General features: G+C 48.3%; 26 protein-coding genes. 14 read left to right on the forward strand and 12 right to left on the reverse strand.

The window, feature by feature from the left end:
- Positions 1–3 precede the first annotated feature (3 nt).
- On the reverse strand, positions 4–933 hold the full coding sequence (locus B2739_RS01920) for a LysR family transcriptional regulator (protein ID WP_331344184.1): 930 nt from the start codon (positions 931–933) through the stop codon (positions 4–6).
- 99 nt (positions 934–1,032) lie between these two features.
- Between B2739_RS01920 and B2739_RS01925 the strand changes: the two genes are divergently transcribed.
- From B2739_RS01925 to mapR, 3 genes are all read left to right on the forward strand, one after another.
- The gene (locus tag B2739_RS01925; protein WP_331344185.1) at positions 1,033–1,500 is read left to right on the forward strand and encodes a PACE efflux transporter; all 468 of its coding nucleotides are present in this window, start codon (positions 1,033–1,035) and stop codon (positions 1,498–1,500) included.
- An 89-nt stretch (positions 1,501–1,589) separates the two neighbouring features.
- Positions 1,590–2,972, forward strand: a complete 1,383-nt coding sequence (gene ccoG, locus B2739_RS01930) for a cytochrome c oxidase accessory protein CcoG (RefSeq protein ID WP_331344186.1) — start codon at positions 1,590–1,592, stop codon at positions 2,970–2,972.
- Positions 2,973–2,977: 5 nt separating this feature from the next.
- Entirely contained in the window at positions 2,978–4,387 is a 1,410-nt protein-coding gene (mapR, locus tag B2739_RS01935; protein ID WP_331344187.1) for a GntR family transcriptional regulator MpaR, read from the forward strand.
- A gap of 72 nt (positions 4,388–4,459) precedes the next feature.
- Here the strand turns inward: mapR and B2739_RS01940 are convergent, their stop codons facing one another.
- Complete coding sequence (locus B2739_RS01940; protein WP_331344188.1) at positions 4,460–5,152, reverse strand: glycosyltransferase family 32 protein; 693 nt, start codon at positions 5,150–5,152, stop codon at positions 4,460–4,462.
- A gap of 90 nt (positions 5,153–5,242) precedes the next feature.
- Positions 5,243–6,193, reverse strand: coding sequence for a LysR family transcriptional regulator (locus B2739_RS01945; RefSeq protein WP_049631289.1), 951 nt, complete (start codon positions 6,191–6,193; stop codon positions 5,243–5,245).
- Between the two features lie 478 nt (positions 6,194–6,671).
- Here B2739_RS01945 and B2739_RS01950 point away from each other — a divergent pair, with 478 nt between their 5' ends.
- A complete protein-coding gene (locus tag B2739_RS01950; protein WP_331344189.1) occupies positions 6,672–7,700 on the forward strand; it encodes a hypothetical protein in 1,029 nt (342 codons plus the stop codon).
- A 47-nt stretch (positions 7,701–7,747) separates the two neighbouring features.
- On the opposite strand, the gene B2739_RS01955 is transcribed toward B2739_RS01950, so the two are convergent.
- The 3 genes from B2739_RS01955 to B2739_RS01965 are packed head-to-tail and all read right to left on the reverse strand — an operon-like array spanning position 7,748 to position 9,531.
- Positions 7,748–8,026, reverse strand: a complete 279-nt coding sequence (locus B2739_RS01955; RefSeq protein ID WP_414633201.1) for a type II toxin-antitoxin system RelE/ParE family toxin — start codon at positions 8,024–8,026, stop codon at positions 7,748–7,750.
- Positions 8,023–8,292: a CopG family ribbon-helix-helix protein gene (locus B2739_RS01960; RefSeq protein ID WP_049631292.1), complete on the reverse strand. Its 270-nt coding sequence runs from the start codon at positions 8,290–8,292 to the stop codon at positions 8,023–8,025. The genes B2739_RS01955 and B2739_RS01960 overlap by 4 nt, the downstream gene beginning before the upstream one ends.
- 57 nt (positions 8,293–8,349) lie before the next feature.
- Positions 8,350–9,531 carry a PA0069 family radical SAM protein gene (locus B2739_RS01965; protein ID WP_331344190.1) on the reverse strand — a complete coding sequence of 394 codons (1,182 nt, stop codon included), beginning with the start codon at positions 9,529–9,531 and terminating at the stop codon, positions 8,350–8,352.
- 298 nt (positions 9,532–9,829) lie between these two features.
- Here B2739_RS01965 and B2739_RS01970 point away from each other — a divergent pair, with 298 nt between their 5' ends.
- The gene (locus tag B2739_RS01970; RefSeq protein WP_331344191.1) at positions 9,830–11,029 is read left to right on the forward strand and encodes a carbohydrate-binding protein; all 1,200 of its coding nucleotides are present in this window, start codon (positions 9,830–9,832) and stop codon (positions 11,027–11,029) included.
- Positions 11,030–11,130: 101 nt separating this feature from the next.
- Positions 11,131–12,123: a family 16 glycosylhydrolase gene (locus B2739_RS01975; RefSeq protein ID WP_331344192.1), complete on the forward strand. Its 993-nt coding sequence runs from the start codon at positions 11,131–11,133 to the stop codon at positions 12,121–12,123.
- A 78-nt stretch (positions 12,124–12,201) separates the two neighbouring features.
- Here B2739_RS01975 and B2739_RS01980 read toward each other — a convergent pair whose 3' ends face one another.
- From B2739_RS01980 to B2739_RS01990, 3 genes are all read right to left on the reverse strand, one after another.
- Entirely contained in the window at positions 12,202–13,341 is a 1,140-nt protein-coding gene (locus tag B2739_RS01980; protein WP_331344193.1) for an AraC family transcriptional regulator, read from the reverse strand.
- 100 nt (positions 13,342–13,441) lie between these two features.
- A complete protein-coding gene (locus B2739_RS01985; RefSeq protein ID WP_331344194.1) occupies positions 13,442–14,929 on the reverse strand; it encodes a SulP family inorganic anion transporter in 1,488 nt (495 codons plus the stop codon).
- 45 nt (positions 14,930–14,974) lie between these two features.
- A complete protein-coding gene (locus B2739_RS01990; protein WP_331344195.1) occupies positions 14,975–15,301 on the reverse strand; it encodes a YnfA family protein in 327 nt (108 codons plus the stop codon).
- 163 nt (positions 15,302–15,464) lie between these two features.
- Between B2739_RS01990 and B2739_RS01995 the strand changes: the two genes are divergently transcribed.
- From B2739_RS01995 to B2739_RS02030, 8 genes are all read left to right on the forward strand, one after another.
- The gene (locus B2739_RS01995) at positions 15,465–15,809 is read left to right on the forward strand and encodes a metalloregulator ArsR/SmtB family transcription factor (RefSeq protein WP_331344196.1); all 345 of its coding nucleotides are present in this window, start codon (positions 15,465–15,467) and stop codon (positions 15,807–15,809) included.
- Positions 15,810–15,828: 19 nt separating this feature from the next.
- On the forward strand, positions 15,829–15,975 hold the full coding sequence (locus B2739_RS02000) for a hypothetical protein (protein WP_331344197.1): 147 nt from the start codon (positions 15,829–15,831) through the stop codon (positions 15,973–15,975).
- 45 nt (positions 15,976–16,020) lie between these two features.
- Entirely contained in the window at positions 16,021–16,737 is a 717-nt protein-coding gene (gene arsH, locus B2739_RS02005) for an arsenical resistance protein ArsH (protein WP_331344198.1), read from the forward strand.
- 24 nt (positions 16,738–16,761) lie between these two features.
- Positions 16,762–17,793 carry an ACR3 family arsenite efflux transporter gene (gene arsB / locus B2739_RS02010; protein ID WP_331344199.1) on the forward strand — a complete coding sequence of 344 codons (1,032 nt, stop codon included), beginning with the start codon at positions 16,762–16,764 and terminating at the stop codon, positions 17,791–17,793.
- A gap of 2 nt (positions 17,794–17,795) precedes the next feature.
- Positions 17,796–18,209, forward strand: a complete 414-nt coding sequence (locus B2739_RS02015) for an OsmC family protein (protein ID WP_331344200.1) — start codon at positions 17,796–17,798, stop codon at positions 18,207–18,209.
- Between the two features lie 26 nt (positions 18,210–18,235).
- Positions 18,236–19,258 (forward strand): ArsJ-associated glyceraldehyde-3-phosphate dehydrogenase, encoded by a 1,023-nt coding sequence (locus tag B2739_RS02020; protein ID WP_331344201.1) that lies wholly within the window; start codon positions 18,236–18,238, stop codon positions 19,256–19,258.
- Positions 19,259–19,361: 103 nt separating this feature from the next.
- Positions 19,362–20,576: an organoarsenical effux MFS transporter ArsJ gene (gene arsJ, locus B2739_RS02025; protein ID WP_331344202.1), complete on the forward strand. Its 1,215-nt coding sequence runs from the start codon at positions 19,362–19,364 to the stop codon at positions 20,574–20,576.
- Positions 20,577–20,609: 33 nt separating this feature from the next.
- Positions 20,610–21,878 carry a hypothetical protein gene (locus B2739_RS02030; RefSeq protein ID WP_331344203.1) on the forward strand — a complete coding sequence of 423 codons (1,269 nt, stop codon included), beginning with the start codon at positions 20,610–20,612 and terminating at the stop codon, positions 21,876–21,878.
- Between the two features lie 342 nt (positions 21,879–22,220).
- On the opposite strand, the gene B2739_RS02035 is transcribed toward B2739_RS02030, so the two are convergent.
- From B2739_RS02035 to B2739_RS02045, 3 genes are all read right to left on the reverse strand, one after another.
- The gene (locus B2739_RS02035) at positions 22,221–22,604 is read right to left on the reverse strand and encodes a GreA/GreB family elongation factor (RefSeq protein WP_331344204.1); all 384 of its coding nucleotides are present in this window, start codon (positions 22,602–22,604) and stop codon (positions 22,221–22,223) included.
- Positions 22,605–22,914: 310 nt separating this feature from the next.
- Positions 22,915–23,586 (reverse strand): RES family NAD+ phosphorylase, encoded by a 672-nt coding sequence (locus tag B2739_RS02040; RefSeq protein ID WP_331344205.1) that lies wholly within the window; start codon positions 23,584–23,586, stop codon positions 22,915–22,917.
- Positions 23,586–23,996 carry an MbcA/ParS/Xre antitoxin family protein gene (locus B2739_RS02045; RefSeq protein WP_049631306.1) on the reverse strand — a complete coding sequence of 137 codons (411 nt, stop codon included), beginning with the start codon at positions 23,994–23,996 and terminating at the stop codon, positions 23,586–23,588. Before B2739_RS02045 ends, B2739_RS02040 begins: the two co-directional genes overlap by 1 nt.
- Positions 23,997–24,026 lie beyond the last annotated feature (30 nt).

Raw genomic sequence — 24,026 nt, forward strand, 5'->3', positions numbered from 1 at the left:
TTATTACTGTTGCGTGCGTGATTGACGATACTGCTCACCCATCAGCGCCACAAACCGCTGCGCGCCCAAACCCAATGGCCGCTCACGCGACCACACCAGATCCACCCATAATTCTTCCCCGTTGGTGAAATTGCCCATGGGTAATTCCACCAATAATTGACCATTGAGATACGGCTGCACACAGGCGCGTGGCAACCAGCTCCAACCCAATCCGGCCAGAGCCAGTTGCAGTGCCGCCTCGGGGTGATCCACCCGCCAGTGGTGATCCGATGCCACGCAAAACTGCTCGCTGGTGGCGAGCCCTGTGCCTTCATGGCGGCTGCCGACGATGATCTGGCGCACCGGGCGCAACTGGTCGCCCTGCAACTGGCCGGAGTCTGATAACAATTGCAGCAGGGGATGGTTGCGCGCAATCACGGCGACTAATGTCTCGCGCCCGACTTCCTGAAAACGCTCGCGCCCATCGGCGGCGGGGCGTTCAAATACCAGCGCGAGCTGCGCTTCGCCGCGATGCAATAAATCCAGCGCATCGCTTTGCGGTGCAGTGATGATGCGCACGTCCAGCGAGGGATATTCCTTCGCCAATACTTGCAAAGGTTTCACCCACTGGGTGGATTGCAGCTCGGGGGCGATCACCAATGTCAGGCGCGGCTCCAACCCCTGGCTGAGCTCCAACGCCTGGGTATTGAGCTGCTGCATTTGCCCCATCAACAAGCGCGCTTGCGGCTCCAGCGCGCGCGCATGGGCGGTGGGTTTTGGCTCGCGACCGCTGCGTTCAAATAACTCCAGCGCCAGCTCCGCCTCCAGATTGGCAATTGCCATGCTCACTGCTGACGGCACGCGCCCGAGCTGGCGCGCCGCGGCGGAAAAAGAGCCGGTATCCAATACCGCCAGAAATACCAGCACCGCGTCTGAATTGAATGCTTTGCTCATCGCCAACCTCATCTTTCAGAAAAACTGATATTAGCTAACTTTTTCTGTCAGTTAAAACTTTAGAAAATATCAGCATCTTACCCAGATGAAGAGGTTGTGATGCAAAGTGCTTCTGTTCAAATCCGCCCCTTACAAGGAGCGAGACGCCGTGTGGTGTATGTCGCGCTGTATGAGCTGATTGCGATACTGCTTTCCACCATTCTATTGATGTTGATGAGCAACACAGGCACCGCTGAATCCTTGGGGCTGGCGGTGGCGGCATCGGCCTTGGCAATCATCTGGAACCTCATCTTCAACAGCCTGTTTGAGCGCTGGGAATCACACCGCGCAACCAAAGGCCGCAGCTTTGGCACCCGGGTATTGCATGCGCTAGGGTTTGAAGGCGGTTTGCTGGTGCTATTAATACCTTTGGTCGCTTGGTGGTACAGCGTCAGCCTTTGGCAGGCGCTATTGATAGACCTTGGCTTACTGGTGTTTTTCCTGGTCTACACCTTCGTATTCACCTGGGTGTTTGACGCCGTATTCGGCTTGCCATCGTCCGCAAGGCTGCAATCTACCTCCATCTGATCCGGTTTTTTTAACCTAAACTGAATCTGTTTTCAGTACAGATTCGGGCGCATAGTGGCCTTGTTCAGTTATCTGCGCATGAGGCCGTTATGAGCGATTCCCCGTTGTTGATCCCCACCCGCACTTTGCCTGAAGGCAAAATTTTCACGCGCAGTTTTACCGGCCGCTTCCGCAATTTGCGTTTGTTGGGTGCCGGTTTTTTAGCACTGCTGTTTTTTGGTACATCCTGGGTTAATTGGAACGGCCACCAAGCCATCTTGTGGGATTTGGATACGCGCCAATTCCACGTGTTTGGCACCACCTTTTGGCCGCAGGATTTTATGCTGTTGTCGTTCGCGATGATTATTGGCGCGCTCTTGTTATTCGCCGTTACGATGCTCGCCGGCCGGGTGTGGTGTGGTTATACCTGCCCGCAGAGCGTGTGGACCTGGGCGTTTATGTGGGCGGAAAACATTACCGAGGGCGATCGCAACCAGCGCATCAAATTGCAACAAGCACCTTGGGATGCAAATAAATTATTCAAACGCAGCAGCAAGCATGTGCTGTGGATTGTCATGAGCCTTGCTACCGGCATCGCCTTTGTAGGTTATTTTGTTCCGGTGCGCGAGTTGGTGCATAACCTCGCACAATTTGAATGGTTGAGTAACAGTGCAATTTGGGTCGGCATAGTGGCAGCGCTCACCTATATGAATGCCGGATGGGTGCGCGAAAAAGTGTGTGTACATATGTGCCCTTATGCGCGCTTCCAAAGTGTGATGTTTGATCGCAACACCTTGGTCATTGCTTACGATGCAGCGCGCGGCGATACACGCGGCTCGCGCAAAAAAATCGATGATCACAAAGCGCTTGGCCTTGGCGATTGCATCGACTGTTACATGTGCGTGCAAGTGTGCCCAACCGGTATTGATATCCGCGATGGTTTGCAAATGGATTGCATCGGTTGCGCGGCGTGTATCGATGCCTGTGATGATGTGATGGATAAAATGGGTTACGAGCGCGGGCTGGTTAGCTACACATCCGAGGCTGCATTAGCTGGCGAGCCGCAGAAAATCCTGCGCCCGCGGTTATTGGGTTATGGTGCCATCATCGCCGTTATGCTTGCGGCGTTATTCATGTCATTAAACGCGCGTGAATTAGTCGATTTGAGCGTTGTGAAAGACCGCAGTGTGATTTATCGTCACACGAGTGATGGCAATATTCTCAACGTGTATCGTTTAAAAGTGACGAATAAAACCCAACACCCTGCGCGTTACACATTGCAGTTGCACAATGCGCAGAGCCTATCGTTATCGCGCGCGCATCAATTTACACTCAAGGCAGGTGAAATTTATGATTTTCCTGTCACGGTAAAAATGCCGTCATCACTCCATCAAGCAGCCGGTATGATTCATTTTGATTTTGAATTGGTAAACGATTCCACACCGCATCTGCCCAATCGGGAAGCCGCCAATTTTATGTATCCTGCGCAATAATTTTTATGAAATTATACGAAAAGCTCGCCGATGAAATTGCTGCATTGATTCGCACCGGCGTGCTCACTGCAAATGAAAAAGTGCCCTCGGTGCGCAGTGCCAGTCGCACCTATGATGTGAGCCCTGCAACCGTTTTTGAGGCTTACTATTTATTGGAGAGCCGCGGGTTAATACAAGCGCGGCCACGTTCCGGATATTTTGTGTGCGTGCAGGCCAACAAGCATTTAGCCGAGCCGGAGATGTGTCCGCAATTGGCAGAGACCACGCCGGTGGATGTCAGCGAACTGGTTTTTTCCGTGTTAGGTTCAATAAAAGATCCGGATATTATTCCGCTCGGCTCTGCCTTTCCCAGCCCGGATTTATTTCCACTGGCGCGCCTGGCGCGCTCCATGAACAAAAGCCTGCAGCAAATGCCTGCCAACCGCATCCTCACCGATATCACCAGCGGCAATCCGCAATTGCGCAGGCAAATTGCATTGCGTTATCGCGTGAATGGTGTGATGCATGCGCCAGAAGAACTGGTGATTACCAATGGCGCATTGGAAGCATTGAATTTATGTTTGCAAGTTGTTACCCAACCGGGTGATTTGGTCGCAATTGAAACACCTACTTTTTATGCTGCACTGCAAATTCTTGAGCGCTTGCAATTAAAAGCGGTAGAAATTCCTGTACACCCGCGCGACGGTATTCATTTGCAAACACTGGAAGACAGCTTGCAGCGTTTGCCGATTAAAGCCTGTTGGCTGATGAGCCATTTTCACAATCCGCTCGGCGCATCCATGAGCGATGAAAAAAAACAAACCCTGTGTGAATTGTTGCACCGTTATCAAGTGCCTTTGATTGAGGATGATGTTTACGCTGAATTGTATTTTGGTGTAACGCCACCCAAACCTATCAAACAATTTGACCGCTCCGGTTTGGTGATGCACTGCGGTTCTTTTTCCAAAAATCTTGCACCCGGGTATCGCGTAGGTTGGGTGTCTGCCGGCCGCTATACGGAACCGATACAGCGCCTGAAATTAATGACCACTATATCGCCCTCGGTGCCTGCACAGGCCGCCTTGGCCGACTACTTACAACATGGCGGTTATGATCGACACTTACGCAAATTGCGCAGCGCTCTGGAACAGCAGCAACAATCTATGTTGAATGCGATTGCCACTTATTTTCCTAAAGACACACGCGTTACCCGGCCAACCGGGGGCTATTTTTTGTGGGTGGAATTGCCGGAACACGTGGACAGCTTGCAATTATTTTCCATGGCACTGGCACAGGGAATCAGCATCGCTCCCGGGCCAATTTTTTCCGCAACGCGGCGATTCCGCAATTGCATCCGTTTGAATTACGGTTATGCGTGGAATAAAGAAATGGATGAAGCCCTGGCAACTCTAGGGAAATTAATTAGCGGGTTTTAACCCATCTTGCCCCTTCGATAAAAGGGATTAGCAGTGGATCAGTTTTACTGCTATTGATTGTTCACAGAAACATTACACCACCGCTGAAATCCAGCGCCGCAAACGGCTGCGCAGATATTGCATCATCGGCTTGCCGCGCCATGACCCCCAACACAAATGCGCACCGATGGTATGCGCAGTTTTTTTTGCGGTCAGTTTGGCCATTGTAAATTCCGGATAGACAACATGGCTGGGCATCACGGTAATATCCTTTTTATAATGCGGATGTTCCTGCAAAAATAATGTCAGCGCATGCGGGCCGCTGAGAAACACAATATTGGTTTCACCTGCGCGATGCTTGGCAAAAATCTGTTCGATAAATTTAAGCCACATATCAAACCCCGGCTCCGATGCCATAAACGCATTGCCCAGTTTGGGGCCTCCGCCAATACTTTTGCATTCCGGTTCTTCAACGGCGAGCACACATTTGTTATTAAGGAATTTTTGGTTAATCGGTTTGTAAAAAACATAATCAGTATCGAAATAAATTCCACCGTACACATACAAATACAGGCAGCGCGCAATATCCACCCGGATCACTCCCACCGGAATACGTAAATAATCTTGCAAAAATTGCGGTGCTTTCTCTTGTACAAGCTGGAGATTGGTTTCATCGGTCCAGGCGTGATATTCAAAATCGGGCATTAATGCACGCGCGCGACGCGTCAGCTGACGCTCTTCCCAAACGTACGATTTGGAACATTGGTGCAGAATTTTCGGGATCATGGCGTTTTCCTTTTCATCTGGCGATTAAAACCGGAATACAGCGCTTGGTTTTAATATTTGCAATTGCTATGCCAGTAAAAAAGGAGCCGCTCAACCCTGACCGGTTCTTCGCTGTTTGAGCGTGGGTGATTGATAAAGATATTGGTCGTGATCCACCAGCCACAGCTCGCGGTCGCGGCACATATCCACGAGATAATCGATAAAACGCCGCACATAGCCAGGCATGTATTTATCTTTGGGAAACACCAGACTGAGGGTTTTTGTCTCCCGGCATTCCGCGAGCGGCAGCGTCGCTAATTCGCCACTTTGCAGTTCGTCGTAGCACATAAATAAGGGCAAATGCACCAATCCGAAGCCTTGGCTGGCAAATTGTTTGGCAAGGATAAATTCATTAACCACTAATTGCCGACACTGTTGCAGCGGCGAATCGCGGCCCGTATTGCCCGAACTTTTGCTCACCATAATGTAAGTGTGACGCGCGAGATCATCGGCTGTTTGCGGCGGGCTGATTTTTTTCAGGTAACAAGGGCTCGCCACCAAACCGTAATTAATCGTGCCCAAACGACGCGCGACCAGCGATGAATCCTCCAACTCGCCCAACCGGATCGCCAAATCAAAACCGTCGCCTAATGCAAAACTGTTGCGGTCACAGACATTGATATCCAATTTGATACGCGGATGTTTTTCCATAAACGTCATCAGGTAATTACAAATGGCTTTGCTGTTGCAATCGTGCGGCAGACTGATTTTGATATTGCCCTCCAGTGCCGTCTGGTGCGCCTGTACTTGCGCATTGGCCAATTCAATCTGCTGGATAATCTGGCAGCAGTGTTGGTAGTAAGCCTGCCCCGCACTGGTCAATTGGAAATAGCGACTATTGCGCGCAATCAGCGTCACACCCAATGCAGCCTCCAACTGTGCCAATTTGCGGCTGATGGTTTGTTTGCTGCTGTTTAATTGCTTGCTCGCGGCGGTGATGCTGTTTAATTCTGACACGGCATGAAAAATATAAATGTCGTTTAAATTAACATTGGATACCATAAACCCCTCAACAAAAGTTGACGCAGAAAATAAAGGTACTGCTCTACTGAGTTCTGTAGAACCTCTGTTTGCTGGGGCAAATCGCTAGGTTGGATTGAGTGGCACTTAAATTATCATTCAGGCCAATCAAATTTCCTGATGAGGTGTATTGGTCTTAGTATGGTTTGCAATGTATCGTCATTGCTTTTTTATTTCTGTTAACCGTATTCCCGCGAGGCTTTTTTGGGTTTGGTCGCGCAATTCCGTTTTATTTTTTATCTCCATAGCGCTAAACCGTTTGCTGATGTGAACAATAAACGGTGACTACAAACTACCGCGGCTTATTTAACACAGCTTCCCTCCAAATAACAGCCCAAATAACCGCCGCGCGCGTATCAAAGTTGCAACTCAGTGTCCCGATAATTTCACTCTGCAAATAGGTTGTTGACGAATAGCATCTTCGCCCTGCTATTGAATAACGAATAAAAGGAGCCTTGATATGAAATGCCGCCTCTCTTTATGGCTTGTCTTATGCCTTGCCCCAACACTGTTTCCGCTGGTGGCGCACGCGCATGTCAAATGGTTTGTCGATGACAGTCACGCATTTACCGAAGCCGGTTATTTCTTTGATAGTCTTTTTGCATTTATCCTCGCCGGTGCATTTTTATTTGTGGCAGCCGCCAGCCTCTTGCAACGGCACGCACGGCAAAATATACGCAGCTATGATTTTCTTTATGCGCCTGTCAGTAAACTCTGGATGAAAAATCCATCGCGCCACATCAACACCTTATTAAAATTTTCACTGGGAATACTGTTACTCGCGAATTTACTGCAGGGGCATTTTATTGCACCCAATTTCGTGCGCGATGGCGGATCATTTGAATACGCACTGGTTCAGGCGCTGTTGATATTGTTATTAATTGTGGATGTCAGCCTGTTTGCATTGGCGCTCTTTGTATTTTCACTTTCGCTATTTTTATTATTTCCCATCACCAGTGCGATTGATTACGCACCGGAATTAATTGCGTTGAGCATCGCACTGTTTTTTACCAGCCCACGGTATGCCGAGGGGCGGTTAAACACGAAATTTTTCGGCAAACAATATCGCATTCAACATCGCTCATTGGCTGTCGGCATTGTGCAATTTGGGTTGGGTTTGCAATTAATTATTCTCACCTTCCATGACAAATTATTGCACCCCGGTTATGGCCTGGCATTTTTGCATGAATATCCGGTGTTTAATTTCCCACACTATTTTGGCTGGCACAGTTTTACCAATACCCATTTTGTTTTTGGTGCAGGCATGGCCGAGCTGTGCTTTGGTGTATTGCTCGTGGCCAATATTGCACCGCGCATTGCATCGCTATTGATTGTGATTATTTTTACCCTGACCGGAATTGTGCTGGGGCCAGAAGAATTACTTGGCCATGTACCAATTATTGCGATGGCGCTGGTCTTACTGCTCACACCGCTCCCCGGTTTTGCCGCACCTGAAGCACAATTGGATTCGCAATTGTTGCCGGATTGACCTGTGGCAATTTACCAGCATTAAATGCGACAAACTGTGCGCGGGAGTCAGCGCTGCTCGCGGGTATGCCACACTCGTAATACATAAAGAGTGTCAGCATGGATTTCATAGCGCAGCTCATAAGCGCCAATCAGGATACGACGAACTTCGCGCGGTAAAAATTCATCCAACTTTTCACCAATACGCGGATTAGCGAGCAATTTGACAGGTGATTGGGTGAGGTTCTGGATAACCCGCGCAGCGGCAGGTGGATTGAGGGGAGCGAGAAAATCGTAGAGCCGCGCCAAATCCATGAGCGCTTTACTTGTCCATTCGATTTGCATCATTTGGGTACCGGTAAGGGTTTGTCTGTACCCAGACTTTCAGCCCACGCCTGCACAGAGTGGTGATCAATAACTCGCCCCTGATCTACATCGTCAAGTGCCTCCCGGGTCAAGCGGCTGCGCTCTTCTTCCTGATCAATCCAGGCTGCTAGCGCCTGTTTGATAATCCAACCACGTGAACGCTCAAGGCGCGTAGCCAATTCATCAATCTTTTCAGCCATTGGCAGGGATACATGGGCAGTTATTACTTTGGTGTCTGCGGTAGCCATAACAGTCTCTTAATCACAGTGATTAGAAATTAATCATAGTGATTACCAATGTTGGATTCAACCAAAAATATCCATCTGCCCATCGGACTTTTGGGTGGCGGGGATGTGTAAGGGTTTGCGGAATTGGGTGCAATCCAGTTCGCCGTAGCGGCGGCTTTTATCGAGGCCGTAGCGTTTTAGGCCTTTTAAAAATCGCTGGCGGATCATATCGGCCCACAGCCCTTCACCGCGCATGCGCGTTGCAAAATTTGCATCGTAGTCTTTACCGCCGCGCATATCGCGGATGCGGTTCATCACCCGCGCGGCGCGCTCGGGAAAGTGGATTTGCAGCCATTCCTGAAACAGCGGATTGATCTCCCACGGCAAGCGCAGCACGGTGTAACCGGCGGCGGTCGCGCCTGCATCGGCGGCGGCTTTTAATACGCGCTCGATTTCCTGCTCGGTGATAAACGGAATAATTGGCGCAACACTCACCATGGTGGGAATGCCCGCATTTGCCAAACGCTCGATAGTTTGCAAGCGGCGGGTGGGCGATGCGGCGCGCGGCTCCAGAATGCGGGAAATGCTGTGATCCAAAGTCGTAATTGTGATTGCGACTGCCGCGAGATTTTTCTGCGCCATCGGTTGCAGCAAATCAATATCCCGTTCAATCAAGGCCGATTTGGTAATCATCCCCACCGGATGGTCGCACTCATGAAACACCTCCAGACATTGGCGGGTGATATTCAGCTCGCGCTCGCACGGCTGGTAGGCATCGGTGTTCACCCCGAAGGCGATAGGGCTCGGCTGGTAATTCTGCTGCGCGAGTTCGCGGCGCAGCACATCCGCGGCATTGGTTTTGGCGTACAGCCGGGTTTCAAAATCCAACCCCGGCGATAGCCCCAAATACGCGTGGGTCGGGCGCGCAAAACAATAGACGCAACCATGTTCGCAGCCGCGATAGGGATTGATGGAGACGCTGAAGGGAATATCCGGCGACTGGTTGCGGCTCAAAACACTCTTGGCCAGCTCGGGTGTGACATGGGTTTTTAACGCGGGGCGGATGTCAGTGTCATCCTCATGGTGTTGCCAGCCATCGTCCACGGTTTCAATCAGCTGGGTTTCAAAACGGCCGGCAATATTACTCGCTGCACCGCGCCCCTTTTGCGCTTGGGGTTTGGCGGCGATCCACAATTCCGGGTCTATCGATTCTGAGCCTATCGATTCCGGGTCTCTGTAGTCATGATCATCAGCCGCCATATCACCACTCCCGAATTATTGCAGTGCAACTTACTGTATATAAAAACAGTATTTTGCGCTCAATAGCGGCTGCTTGGCAAGGTACGACTTTTATCTGTGAGCAGGATTTTGTGTTTGTTGGATGCCGATGTAGGTTTGCCAGTCACCATTTCCGGTTTGCAGCGCATCATTTTACGTTTAGTGCTCAAACTGGTGCGACGCGCCCTGTGCCTACACACAAGATACGCTTGTGGCATTCAGTGGTTGCCACCCAACGACAAACTCAAGCGTTTTCTAATAAAGATAAAAGGTACTCGCTATGTTCACTCTCAATCGCTATACCGGCGTGCTCTTTGCGCTCGCCACCCTGATCGGCGTTAGCATCACCAGCGCCGCCAATGCCAAGCCTTATAAGGCAGCGGAAATCTACTCCAAGCAAACCTACAAATATGGCCGCTATGAAATGCGTATGCGCGTCGCCAAGGGGAGCGGGGTGTTGTCCACATTCTTCACCTACAAAAATGGATCGGAACAGCCAGGTGTTTTCTGGGAAGAGATCGACATCGAGATCTTCGGTAAGAACAACGCCACCCAATGGCAGAGCAATGTGATTATCGGTACCAATCGCCCGACCACCAAAACCGAAGGTTTGCATACCATGCCTTATTCATTGGGCGATGGTTACAACACCTATGTGCTGGAGTGGACACCCAGTTACATCGCCTGGTTTGTGAACGGCACGCAAGTGCGTCGCATTAACGGCGGCCAGTTCGTCACCAGCCTGACCAGCCCGCAAGATCTGCGCTTCAATCTGTGGGCGGCGAATATCGCCGAGTGGGTCGGGGCGTTTAACCCCAATATTCTGCCGGTTTATCAATTCGTAAATTACATCGAGTACAAACCCTGGAATGCCTCTACCAACAGTTTTGGCACGGGTTGGCGCGATGACTTCAATAGCTTCGATACCAATCGCTGGAACAAAGCCAACTGGACCTTTGGTGAAAACTTGGCGGATTTCGACCCCAATAACGTCGTCGTAAAAAATGGCATTTTGGTATTGGCACTGACCCGTGAAGGCCAAACCGGTTATACCGGCACACCACCTGCTGATACTGGCAGCGGCGGTGGAAGTGGCGGCAGCAGTAGCAGTGCGCCCGCTACCGCTATCACTATTCAGGCGGAAAACTTTAACGAAGTCGGCGGCAGTGTGACTGTATCGGGCGGCACGGTGGGTTACATCGATGCAGGCGAGTGGATGAAATACAACAATGTGAATATTCCGCAAACCGGGACTTACAAGGTTGAATACCGTGTCGCATCGGCACTCACCACCGCGCAATTCACTTTGGATCGCAACGGCGTAGGTTTAGGCACCATCAGCGTGCCCAACACCGGTGGCTGGGGCACTTACCAGACGATCTCACACAATGTGTATTTGAATGCAGGCGTGCAAAGTCTGGCGATCTACGCTAACACCGGCGGCTTCAATATCGATTGGTTCAAGCTCACCAAAATATAATTTGTTTTAGCCCTTGGGAGTGTCGGGCTCTGCTCGCACTCCCATTTTTTAATACTGTTTTTGCTGTCGATTTTTAATTGTTTGTTGATGAGGTAAACGTTATGCGTCGTTTGTTGTGTGTGTTGTTAATCGTCACCACCGGATTGGTTAGTCATCTCGTTCATGCCAAGGCTTACAAGGGCGCAGAAATTTATTCCAACGACAGTTTCTTGTACGGCCGCTACGAAATCCGTATGCGTGTGGCCAATGCCAGCGGCGTGTTATCCACTTTTTTTACTTACAAAAATGGTTCGGAAGTTGGCAATACTTTTTGGGAAGAAATTGATATCGAAGTATTCGGAAAAAATAACGCAACCGAATGGCAGAGCAACATTATTCTCGGCAGCTCCCGCCCCACACTTCACACCGAACAAGTTCATAATGCCAATACATCGCTCGCCAATACGTATCACACTTATGTACTGGAGTGGACACCGGATTATGTCGCCTGGTATTTGGATGGCGTAGAAGTGCGCCGCATCACCGGCACCAGCACCGTCACCAGTCTCACCAATCCGCAAAGTTTACGTTTTAATTTGTGGGCATCGGATTCAATACTCTGGGCAGGCGAGTGGGATGACAGTGTGTTGCCCGTGTATCAATTTGTGAATTACATCGACTACAAAGCTTACAACACCACCACCAAAACATTTGAAGGTGGATGGCGCGATGATTTCACCACATTGGATAGCGCGCGCTGGGGCACAGCCAATTGGACATTTGAAGGCAACCGCGTGTATTTCGCACCAGAAAATGTGGTGATCAAAGACGGCATTCTGGTGCTCGCACTCACCAAAGAAAACGCAACAGGTTACACCGGTACACCACCAGCTGATGAACCTGCAAACGCCAGCAGCTCCGCTGCAAGTTCCATTGCCGTTTCAAGCTCTGCAGCTGCCAGTTCCACTGCAAGTTCTATTGCAGCTTCAGCCGCTGCATCGTCTGTCGCCACATCAAAAACCTCGGGCGGATCGGGCGGTGGCGGTGGTGCATTTAACTTGCTCGGCTTAATTGCGCTGTGCGGATTGTTGTTGGTTCGTCGCGGAAAAAAATAACCCTCACCCCAACCCTCTCCTATTTACGGAAAAGAGAGGGGGAGAGGGAGTTAAAAAGTCTTGACGACGGAAGGGGGATTACAGCGGATGTTGTTTTCTAAACTCCGCTGCCGACATTCCTGTGTAACGTTTAAAAAACCGGTGAAATGACGATTTACTGTTAAATCCTGACTCCAACAAAATATCCAGAATCGTCATAGTGGAACATTGGGGGTCAAGCAACATTTGCTTGGCCTTATTTACCCTGTACTCATTCACAAATTCAAAGAAATTGGTGTTGAACTCTTTATTTATAATGTTCGATACCTCGCGGTAATGAATACCCACCTGCCGCGCAAAATCTTCAATATTCAAATTCTGTTTTAAATACAGCTGATGCTTTTCCATAGTGTTGCGGATACGCGCAATTGCCTCCGGCGATATTTCTACCGCTACTGCAACTTCTTTTTCTTTGGGCTTGTCTTTGGTCTCTAATAGTTGGTGTGCATACAATAAGCTGTAAACAAAGAGTGCGTTAACCAACAAAAAGGTAATGTAATTATCAAAAATGCCAAAGCTATCGGCGATGGAAAAACTCACGGTTTGCCCCAGCAGATGAACCACCAGCGACCACAACCAATTTAATGCAAAACCCAAGCTCAGCAATAACAACCAATAAGGCCCCTGCAAACTCAAGCTGGAATAAAATTCTTTTAATTGTTGTTTGTAACGATAAATTTCCAGTGCTGCTGCAAAAGCGTATACCACTGGCAAAAATTTCAGATAGTGCCACACATAACTGGTAAGCCTTACAGAATGGTCTGTGTGGCTATTGGGTAAATAGCGCAGCCTGTCGCTGTCCAAACCACCCAATAAAACCCAGCCGAACAACACCAATAAATGCAACAAATGAATGCTGTCTTTTAAGCGCAGGGAAAAATTAGCGCGGGTAATAGACACCACATACAAATATAAAAAAATACTTTTGCCCACAACCGCTGCGACCAAACCCAGCGACAACATCATCTTTGCCAATCCGCTATCTAACCCGATGTAATCATTCCACAGCCATAAATTACACAGCGCACTTGCACCCACGCACACAAAAAATCCCGATAACAGGCGCGAGGCAATCGCCTTTTGTTTGGAGAGCAACCACTGGAAAATCACCAGCAACACACAAACTGCAAGTGTGAGCAGGAGGATCAGATCATGGATATTGAAAATAGGGGTTTTCATGGTTGGTTTGGTCTTTCTTATAGTAGAGGCAGCTTTTATTGCGATGTAGCAAGTCTAGCAGGTGAAGTGGCCAATAGAGCAACTTCACCTGGACGCGATCTCAATGCCCCATCACTTGGGTAATTTCTTCCGGTTTATGGTGCACACCAAAATCATCCACAATGGTTTTGGTGGCTTCGTTCATTCCGATCACATCTACCTCAACACCTTCGCGGCGGAATTTCAGCACAACTTTATCCAGTGCTGCGACCGATGTGATATCCCAAAAATGCGCGTGCGTTAAATCGATGGTGACTTTAGGCAACTTTTCCTTCAGATCAAAACCGCGCACAAACATATCTGCCGAACGGAAAAAAACTTCGCCAAAAACATGATACCTGCGCTCACTGCCATCTTCATTTAACGCTGAAGTCACTGCCATGTAGTGCCCAATTTTGTTGGCAAAAAACATCGCTGCCATAAGCACGCCAATAAATACACCGTAAGCTAAATTGTGGGTGGCAACTACCACACCCACGGTGGTGAGCATCACAATGTTGGAAGAGAGCGGGTGTTTTTTCAGGTTGCGGATAGAAGCCCAACTAAAAGTCCCGATGGAAACCATAATCATCACAGCCACTAATGCAGCCATAGGGATAACGGAAATCCAATCACTTAAAAACACCACCATAATTAATAGGAGCGCGCCAGCAAGAAAGGTGGATAAACGTGTGCGGCCACCGGATTTTACGTTAATCACCGATTGTCCGATCATTGCACAACCCGCCATACCGCCAAGTAAACCGGTAGCAATATTGGCAACACCCTGACCTTTACACTCACGGTTTTTATCACTGGTGGTGTCGGTCATATCATCCACAATAGTGGCCGTCATCATCGACTCTAATAAACCGACGGCGGCCAGTGGAATTGAGTAGGGCAAAATAATTAACAGGGTTTCCAAATTAAGCGGCACATCGGGCCAGAGAAAAATCGGCAGGGTATCCGGCAGTTCACCCATATCGCCCACGGTGCGAATATCAATCTTAAAAATTAACGCGATGGCAGTGAGTACTAAAATACACACGAGTGGCGATGGAATAATTTTTCCTATTTTCGGCACATAGGGAAATAAATAGATAATACCCAAGCCAGCAGCAGTCATCGCATACACATGCCAGGTGACATCGGTGAGCTCTGGTAATTGCGCCATAAAAATTAAAATCGCTAACGCATTTACAAAACCCGTTACCACTGAGCGCGACACAAATCCCATCAAATCACCCAAGCGTAAATAGCCTGCAATAATTTGAATCACACCGGTTAATAAAGTAGCCGCCAGTAAATATTGCAAACCATGTTCTTTTACCAGCGTTACCATCAGCAGTGCCATAGCGCCGGTTGCAGCAGAAATCATCGCCGGGCGACCACCGGCAAAGGCAATCACAACGGCCATAGAAAATGAGGCATACAATCCAATTTTAGGATCGACACCCGCGATGATCGAGAAGGCAATAGCCTCTGGTATCAACGCGAGTGCAACTACCAACCCCGATAAAAAATCGCCGCGAATATTGGAAAACCACTGGTCTTTTACTGCCGTTAACATAGCTACTTATCCACACATTAAAAATCATTTGTACAACAATAACGATTACTGCCCGCGCCAACCCAACACAATAATCATCATGCCCAGCAGTGCAACACTGGCACCTACCCAGTCGTAAACTGAAAGCTTTATCCCATCGACAAAATACAACCACAACAATGCGACGGCGACATACACACCGCCATAGGCCGCATAAACGCGGCCACTTGCGGCGGGGTGCAAAGTAAGCAGCCACACAAATAGCGCGAGGCTTGCTGCGGCAGGCAATAGCAACAAAATAGAACCGCCTTTTCGCAACCACAGGTAAGGTAAAAAGCAGCCGATAATTTCAGCCAATGCAGTGGCGACAAATAACAAGGTTGTTTTGAGCATGACTATTTCCTGTGCATGTGTGGGCGCATTAAGTATCTCAGCGGCACTATCAGCGAATTTTACCCTCATCAGGACACAATCACCTATTTGCCAGAAACAATCACTTGCCTAAATATACGCTTTTTCATATATTCGATTAAACATATATTCAGACTTGGTGATTATGCCTCTTTTTACCCCCGATTCGCTCTGTAAAACTCTTGCTGACCCCACTCGCGCCCGTATTGCGTTGTTGGTTGCGCGCGAAAAAGAGCTGTGTGTTTGTGAGCTCACCTGCGCGCTTGATGAAATCCAACCAAAAATTTCCCGCCACCTGGCGCTGTTGCGCGAATCCGGTTTGCTTGCTGATCGCCGTAAAGGGCAATGGGTGTATTACCGTTTGCACCCGGAACTACCGGCATGGGTTACCAAAACCTTGAAAACGCTGCTGGATGCCAACCAGGAATGGCTTGAGGAAAATCACCAACGCTTGTGCGCGATGGAAGACCGGCCGAACCGCTGCTGTTAATGATGAAAGACTAAATATCATGAAAATTTTATTTTTATGCACGCACGATAGCTGCCACAGTATTTTGCACGAGGCTATCTTTAATCACCTCACCTTGCCACTGGATACGCTAGCACTGGAAAAAAACCAATTACAAGCTGCACTAGACGGGACTGGCGATTTGTAATTTTTCTTAACTGAATGACTTATAACGTATTTTGGGAAGTAAAAAATGAACAATCAAAACCTACCGAATATCAACAATGCGTTACTCACCAGCGCCCATGCAGATGTATTAATCACTGAAAGAAGATCAACACACAAACCGCGTATTTTATTGCTTTACGGTTCTAACCGCGCGCGCTCATTTAGCCGTTTATTAGTTGAAGAGGCTGAACGTTTATTACTACACCTTGGTGCCGAAACACGAATATTTAATCCAAGTGGTTTACCACTGCCGGATGATGAGCCAGACACGCACCCCAAAGTCCAGGAATTACGCGAGCTGGTACTCTGGTCAGAAGGACAAGTCTGGTGCTCACCCGAACGTCACGGCGCAATGAGTTCAGTATTTAAAGCACAAATAGATTGGATTCCGTTAAATATGGGGGCTGTTCGACCTACACAAGGGAAAACATTAGCGGTCATGCAAGTTTGCGGGGGATCGCAATCTTTTAATGTAGTAAATCAATTGCGCGTTCTCGGACGCTGGATGCGGATGTTCACTATCCCCAATCAATCATCTGTTGCCAAAGCATTTCAGGAATTTGATGAACAAGATCGTATGAAACCATCGGCTTATTACGACCGTCTAGTAGATGTGATGGAAGAGTTAATGAAATTTACTTTGCTGTTACGCGATAGCAGCGATTATTTGGTAGACCGTTATTCAGAGCGGGTTGAATCAGCAGAAGCTTTGAGCAAACGTGTGAACCAATCCGTTATTTAATGTAGTAACCAAGCAGGTATAAAAATGGGCTTCTTCGAACGTTATTTATCGCTCTGGGTTGCACTGGCAATTGCTGCGGGTGTGGTTTTGGGAAATTATTTTCCCGCTGCTTTTGCCCAAATTGCCGCACTGGAATTTGCCCATGTCAACTTGGTGGTTGCGGTTTTAATTTGGGTAATGATTTACCCCATGATGGTGCAAATTGATTTCAGTGCAATAAAAAATATCGGCCAGCGGCCACAAGGATTAATACTCACACTGGTGGTGAACTGGCTGATAAAACCTTTCACCATGGCCGCGCTGGGCTGGCTATTTTTTAAAGTCTTATTTGTTGACTGGGTTGATCCACAAACGGCGCAAGAATACATCGCCGGTATGATTTTACTCGGCGTTGCGCCTTGCACCGCCATGGTATTTGTGTGGAGCCAACTCACCAAAGGCGACCCTAACTACACACTGGTGCAGGTTTCCGTTAATGATGTGATTATGATTTTTGCATTTGCACCCATCTGTGCTTTTTTATTGGGTGTTAGCGATATTCATGTGCCCTGGAATACATTGATTATTTCGGTTGTGCTTTATGTGTTATTGCCATTGATCGCGGGCGTTATTACCCGTCGCTGGCTGGAATCCAAATCGGGCGCAAACACTAACCAACAACTGCAACAATTTCTTGCAGCCTGCAAACCTTGGTCGGTGATTGGTTTGCTAGCTACGGTTGTGCTGTTATTTGCCTTTCAAGCGCAAACTATCCTGACCAAACCCCAAGCCATTTTATTGATTGCTATTCCGCTTCTGATTCAAACCTATGGAATTTTTGCGATCAGTTTTATCGCCGCAAAAATGATGAAGCTGCCGTACAACATTGCCGCACCTGCGTGCATGATCGGTACATCCAATTTTTTTGAATTGGCGGTAGCAGTAGCAATTTCACTGTTTGGCCTACATTCCGGCGCAGCACTGGCAACCGTGGTAGGCGTTTTGGTTGAAGTGCCGGTGATGTTATCGCTTGTGGCGTTTTGCAATCGCACCCAACATTACTTTTCGAAGGATTAATCATGTCAGCAACCAAAATGACTTTTCATGTAAATGCCAAACGCAATGATGCACACAGCAGCAATGCTTATTGCAAAGAGGCGAGCCTGTTAATCGATACTGATTTGGCAGGCCGTATAGATGCTTTTAATCCCGCAGAATTATTACTTGCTGCGCTTTCGGCCTGCATGATTAAAGGTATTGAGCGAGTGACGCCGATTTTAAAATTTCAATTGCGTGGTGTTGAAGTCGAATTAAACGGTGTCCGACAAGACTCGCCGCCCAAAATGGAATCCATTCATTACATTATTCGCGTGGATACTGATGAGAGCGATCATCGCCTTGCGTTGTTGCACGATAATGTAAAAAAATTTGGCACTGTATTTAATACTGTTTCTCCTGGTACGGAGTTATCTGGCGAGTTAGTTCGTAAATAACATTGGTTTAATGAAGGGCATATAGGATGAAAAAAATCAAAATCGGTATTAATGGTTTTGGTCGCATCGGCCGTTTGGCATTGCGTGCGAGTTGGCACTGGCCGGAATTTGAATTTGTGAAAATTAATGATTCGGCGGGGGATGCTGCTACGTTCGCGCATTTATTAAAATTCGATTCAGTGCAAGGTCAGTGGATTCATGAAACCAGTGGCGATGAAAATACTATTGATATTGATGGTAAAAAAATTCAATTTACGCGCAACAAAAGCATCGCTGAAACCGACTGGAGTGATTGCGATGTTGTGATTGAAGCCAGTGGCAAAATGCGCGACGTAAAATTGCTGCAGGCGTATCTTGATCAAGGTGTAAAACGTGTTGTGGTGAGTGCGCCGGTAAAAGAACCGGGTGTATTAAATGTGGTGATGGGTGTGAATCAGCATTTATTTGACCCGGCGATACATCGCATAGTGACGGCCGCATCTTGCACCACTAATTGTTTAGCGCCGCTGGTAAAAGTGATTCATGAACAACTAGGTATTAAACACGGCGCTATCACCACCATTCACGATTTAACCAATACCCAATCGATTTTGGATCAGCCCCATAAAGATTTACGCCGCGCCCGTGCATCCCATTCCAATTTAATTCCCACCAGTACCGGCTCAGCTACGGCAATTGCAGAAATATTCCCCGAGTTGCGCGGCAAATTAAATGGCCACGCGGTGCGTGTTCCGCTCGCTACTGGCTCACTCACTGATTGCGTATTTGAAGTTAGCCGTGCAACCAGCGTGGAAGAAGTGAATGCGCTATTAAAAACGGCGAGCGAAACTTATTTGAAAGATATTTTGGGTTATGAAACGAGGCCATTAGTATCGAGCGATTTTTGTGGCAATCCGCTGTCATCCATTGTGGATGCGCTCTCCACTATGGTGGTGAATGACACACTGGTAAAAATTTACGCTTGGTATGACAACGAATGGGGTTATGCCAATCGCACGGCGGAATTGGCGCGGTTGGTGGGGTTAGCACCTTCAAGTCCCCCTCTTTAGCAAAGAGGGGTTAGGGGAGATTTTAATTTAATAATCCCCCTAGCCCCCTTTTTCAAAGTGGGAATTAACGGCTCGTATTGGGCGACAAATTTATAGGCATTTTATGAATACAGCCATTCGCCAATACACAATTGTCACCGGCAATTATTGGGCGTTTACCCTTACCGACGGTGCGCTGCGCATGTTGGTGGTGTTGCATTTCCATCAACTCGGTTATAGCCCGCTGCAAATTGCGGCGCTGTTTTTGTTTTATGAAATATTTGGAGTGATAACGAATTTATTGGGCGGTTATTTGGGGGCGCGTATTGGTTTGAACCGCACTATGAATATCGGCCTTGGTTTGCAAGTGATTGCCTTGGCTATGCTTGCCGTACCAACACCGTGGCTCAGTGTGCCGCTGGTGATGGCAGCGCAAGCGTTATCGGGAATCGCGAAAGATTTAAATAAAATGAGCGCGAAAAGTGCAATCAAACAATTGTTGCCGGGCGAGCAACAGGGGCGATTGTTTAAGTGGGTGGCGCTACTCACCGGTTCTAAAAATGCGTTAAAAGGCGTGGGATTTTTTCTGGGCGGCGCGCTGCTTGCACTCTTGGGTTTTAAAGGCGCGGTGTTAGCGATGGCCGCAGCACTGGCATTAGTCTGGACCGCCAGTGTGTTCGTACTCAAACAGGATTTAGGTAAAGCCAAAAACAAGCCGAAATTTTCTGAACTTTTTTCCAAGAGCCGCGCGATCAATATTTTATCGGCTGCGCGATTGTTTTTATTTGGCGCACGCGATGTCTGGTTTGTGGTGGCATTACCGGTTTTTTTATCCAGCCAATTGCAATGGAATTTTTGGCAGACCGGCGGGTTTTTAGCGAGTTGGATAATTGGTTACGGCATAGTGCAATCCGCCGCGCCTTTTTTACTGCGCACTAAAACCGGCACTACACCCACTGGGCATAGCGCATTTATCTGGGCGCTTCTACTTACCCTGGTTACTGCAGGATTGGCGTGGTTATTCGGCAACGCTTTATCTACCAGAGCGAGTTTTTCGGTTACAGCAGTTTTAATTGCTGGTTTGATTGTATTTGGCATTGTGTTTGCGATTAATTCTTCGGTGCATTCTTATTTGATTGTGCGTTACGCCAATAGCGACGGTGTATCGCTGGATGTGGGTTTTTATTACATGGCAAATGCACTGGGGCGTTTACTCGGCACAATTTTGTCGGGCTGGGTCTATCAAGCGGCGGGTCTGGTTGCCTGTTTGTGGGTAGCAGCAGTGTTTATCGGCATAACCACATTGATTTCCATCGCACTGCCGCGCAATACTCAATAACGCTTTTTTCCTCTCAATTCATTCGGGTGCGCTATGAATCGTGATAATCCTTGTGATTGCAGTTCAGCGGCGGATCTATTAAATCGCGCCTGTTTTTGTAAAACCCTCAAGCGCGAGCAATTACTGGCGAGCCTGCAGGCACAGGCATTACCCGCGGAGGTCCTGCAGTACGAAGCACAATTGTTTTCCAATACCGCAACCTTTATTTCACCCGCGCAATGGCAACAGTTACAAAATCTGGTGCAAGCTGTGATGCGTGTGACTGCGCTGCCAGCGTATCGGCAGCGGGTATTAAACAATGCGCCCGCTCTTGCACAGCGGCCATCGCCCACGGCGGGTGTATTTATGGGTTTTGATTTTCACATGAGTGATGCCGGCCCGCAGATTATTGAAATCAATACCAACGCCGGTGGTGCGTTTTTAAATGCGGCGCTACTGAGCGCGCAAACTGCCTGCTGCAATGCCGCTGGTGCCTTGCCAGTATTATTGCAACCACAGTTGGATACAGAATTTGTTGCCATGTTTAAACAGGAGTGGCAACTCGCGCGCGGCACGCAACCATTGCGCTGCATTGCCATAGTGGATGAAAACCCCAGCGCGCAATTTTTGTATCCGGAATTTTTATTGGCGCAAAGCCTATTTGAGCGCGCCGGTATCAAAACCCTGATTGTCGATCCGCGTGAATTGCAATTGCAGAATGGGCAATTGTTTTTCCAGGAACAAATCATTGATTTGGTGTACAACCGCCTAACCGATTTTTCCCTCGCGCAAGCACACAACCAAATGCTGCGTGCCGCATACGAACAAGATGCCGCAGTGCTCACACCCAATCCATATCACCACGCGCTTTATGCGGATAAACGCAATTTGGTATTGCTGAGCGATGACAAAACATTGAGTGACCTTGGTGCAACTCTTGAGGATATAAACACACTGGTCGCGGGCATTCCCCACACCCAATTACTCAGCGCCGATAACGCTAGTGAATTGTGGAATAAGCGCAAACAATTATTTTTTAAACCTGCCACTGGCTATGGCAGTAAAGCGGCTTATCGCGGTGACAAAGTTACCCAGCGGGTGTGGCAAGAAATTTTGCAGGGCGATTATGTCGCCCAACAACAAGTACCACCCAGCGAGCGCGGCATTTTAGTGGACGATGAAAAAACCTCACTCAAAATGGATATTCGCGCCTATGTTTACGCCAGCAACATTCAATTATTAGCCGCACGTTTATATCAGGGACAAACGACAAATTTCCGCACCCAGGGCGGCGGTTTTGCACCCGTTTTTGTGGCGGGTTAGGGCTTATCGATTATAAAAAAAGGCGCACTCCGGAATGAGTGCGCAAATGGCTACGGACTTAAACACCAAATAGAATCAGTTAATTGCTCAGTACTGATTTGTTAGCGCGCTTATCTTTTTTATCGCGTCGTTTATCTTTCAATGATCTTTGTGGTTCTTTTTTAGTTTTCTCTTTAGACATACTGTGTACTCCTGATCAATAGTACTTCTGCGCCTATTGCCGCCGGATTATTTACAGAAGCTAGTCGAGTGCTATTTCACCGTAGCATTAACTACAGCGAGCGGCAGTTTTCAACATGCATGGGCGATTACTCCTCTGCTCATTTTTACTAATAAATAGATTTAGCTTTCGATGCGGATGATGCGAAATAATGCCGTCCGACAAAATATTTTTATTTCTACAACATCACCCGGCATGCGGCCAATCAGTTGCCGGCCCAAGGGTGAAAAACAAGAAACAAAGCCTCTGTCGGGGTCACTGTCGCGTGGATTAGTGAGCACCAAGGTGATGATCTCTTTTTCCTGCACATCGAATAATGTCACTTTATTTCCAATAGTAATGCGACTCGTAGGCGTTCCTGTATATGAAGAGCTTTGTTCTAACGTAGTAAACAGTGTTGATAATTCAGCTGCATTCAAACTCATGCTCCAAGGCAGGTGCAAAAAGTGTTGACGAGCACAATCGCCCAGTCGTTTTTTCAAACGATTGAAGTATTGGGGTGACAATTTATTTCTCCAGCACAATAAAATAACGGCTCAAAACAAAACTGTTTTAAGTGGATTTAATCAACCAGAAATAAAAACGAAAAAATAGCCGAGCGTATTTACCGCTCGATTAGAGGGGAAAGGCGAGAGAAACTCTTTTAAGGATAAAACGCAGTAAGGAAAACATAATTGAATCAGCAAAAATTAATTCGACAACCCCAATCATAACCCCAATAAAATTTAAGTCAACCGCGTTTCCAGCCATTGCTTGATGACTGATAAAACATCAAATAATGTTCATTAAAGTAATGTCCAGGATTTATTTTTCAAACTAAAAAATTGCTTCCACCGCCAAAACATGCGTTATTAAATTCCCATCCCAATAAAACTGGTAATGCCCCGCTTGAATCGCCGGTGGTGTTAACGCTTTTGGGCGCAAAGCCGCAATGCATTCACCACCGGCATGGCGAACTGATTGATACAAGATCCCCATTTCGTTTTGCGCTTTTAATTGTCGCCCTATGGCTTGGGCATAAATAAAACTATCGGGATTGTGCACCTGTGCATCTGCGCGAAGATCGACTAATTCTGTATGCACTTCGCAGGTATAACAGCGCAGGGTGAGCATTTGCGGGGGCTCATTGGTCGCTTGTAAAAAGCGCGCGCGGCTGAAGCGCGATTCCGCCAGCGCGGTTTCCAAATTTAAACCGGCGTAGTAAATGCCGAAGCGGCCATCGGTAAAACGGCTGGGAATTCCGGTGTGGGTGAAGGCCGCCATAATCGCGGTGGTGCCTGGGCCGGTCACCCGGTCTTCGGGGACGACCAAGCTAATGTTGCCCGCTTGATCTTGCAGGCGATCATTGGTCAGGCTTTCGAGTGCATAAGCCGCTTCAAGCTCGGTGGGATCGAGCAGGTTTTCAAACAGGGCGATGGGTGGGAAGTGGCTGGGGATCAGGCGATAGGTATTGCTGTGAACTTCCTTGTGGGTTGTCGATTTTGCCATCAAACATAAACCTCACCGCGCCAGCCATCCAAATAGCGGCGCACATCAACCAAATCCACCACACGGCCAGCCAGCATGCGCTCCAGTGCTGAGGCACCGCCGAAATCGCGGTTGGGTTTGCGCACCCAGTTTTTCCACTGTGCGGGGTCAGCAAAGAGTAGCTGTACCGCCTTGTAGATACCGGCAAGATAAGACAGGCGTTCCAAGGTATCTTTGCCCAGCTTGATAGGCTCGCCCGTTGCCAGCTTTTGTCGCCAATTGTGCAGCGTCGTGCGGGTACCAAGCCCGGCGAGGGTGCAGCGTTGCTCGTCGGTGAGGCTCCATTCTTCGGCAATGCCAAAAAACAATTTCACGGCTACACGGCTCATCTGTGCCTCATCTACCGCCGGTAGCGGTTGGGATTTGCTCATTGCTGTTAGCTCCTGATTTTCTACGGCCTC

The sequence above is a fragment of the Cellvibrio sp. UBA7661 genome (genome assembly GCA_002483365.1).
Lineage (GTDB): Bacteria > Pseudomonadota > Gammaproteobacteria > Pseudomonadales > Cellvibrionaceae > Cellvibrio.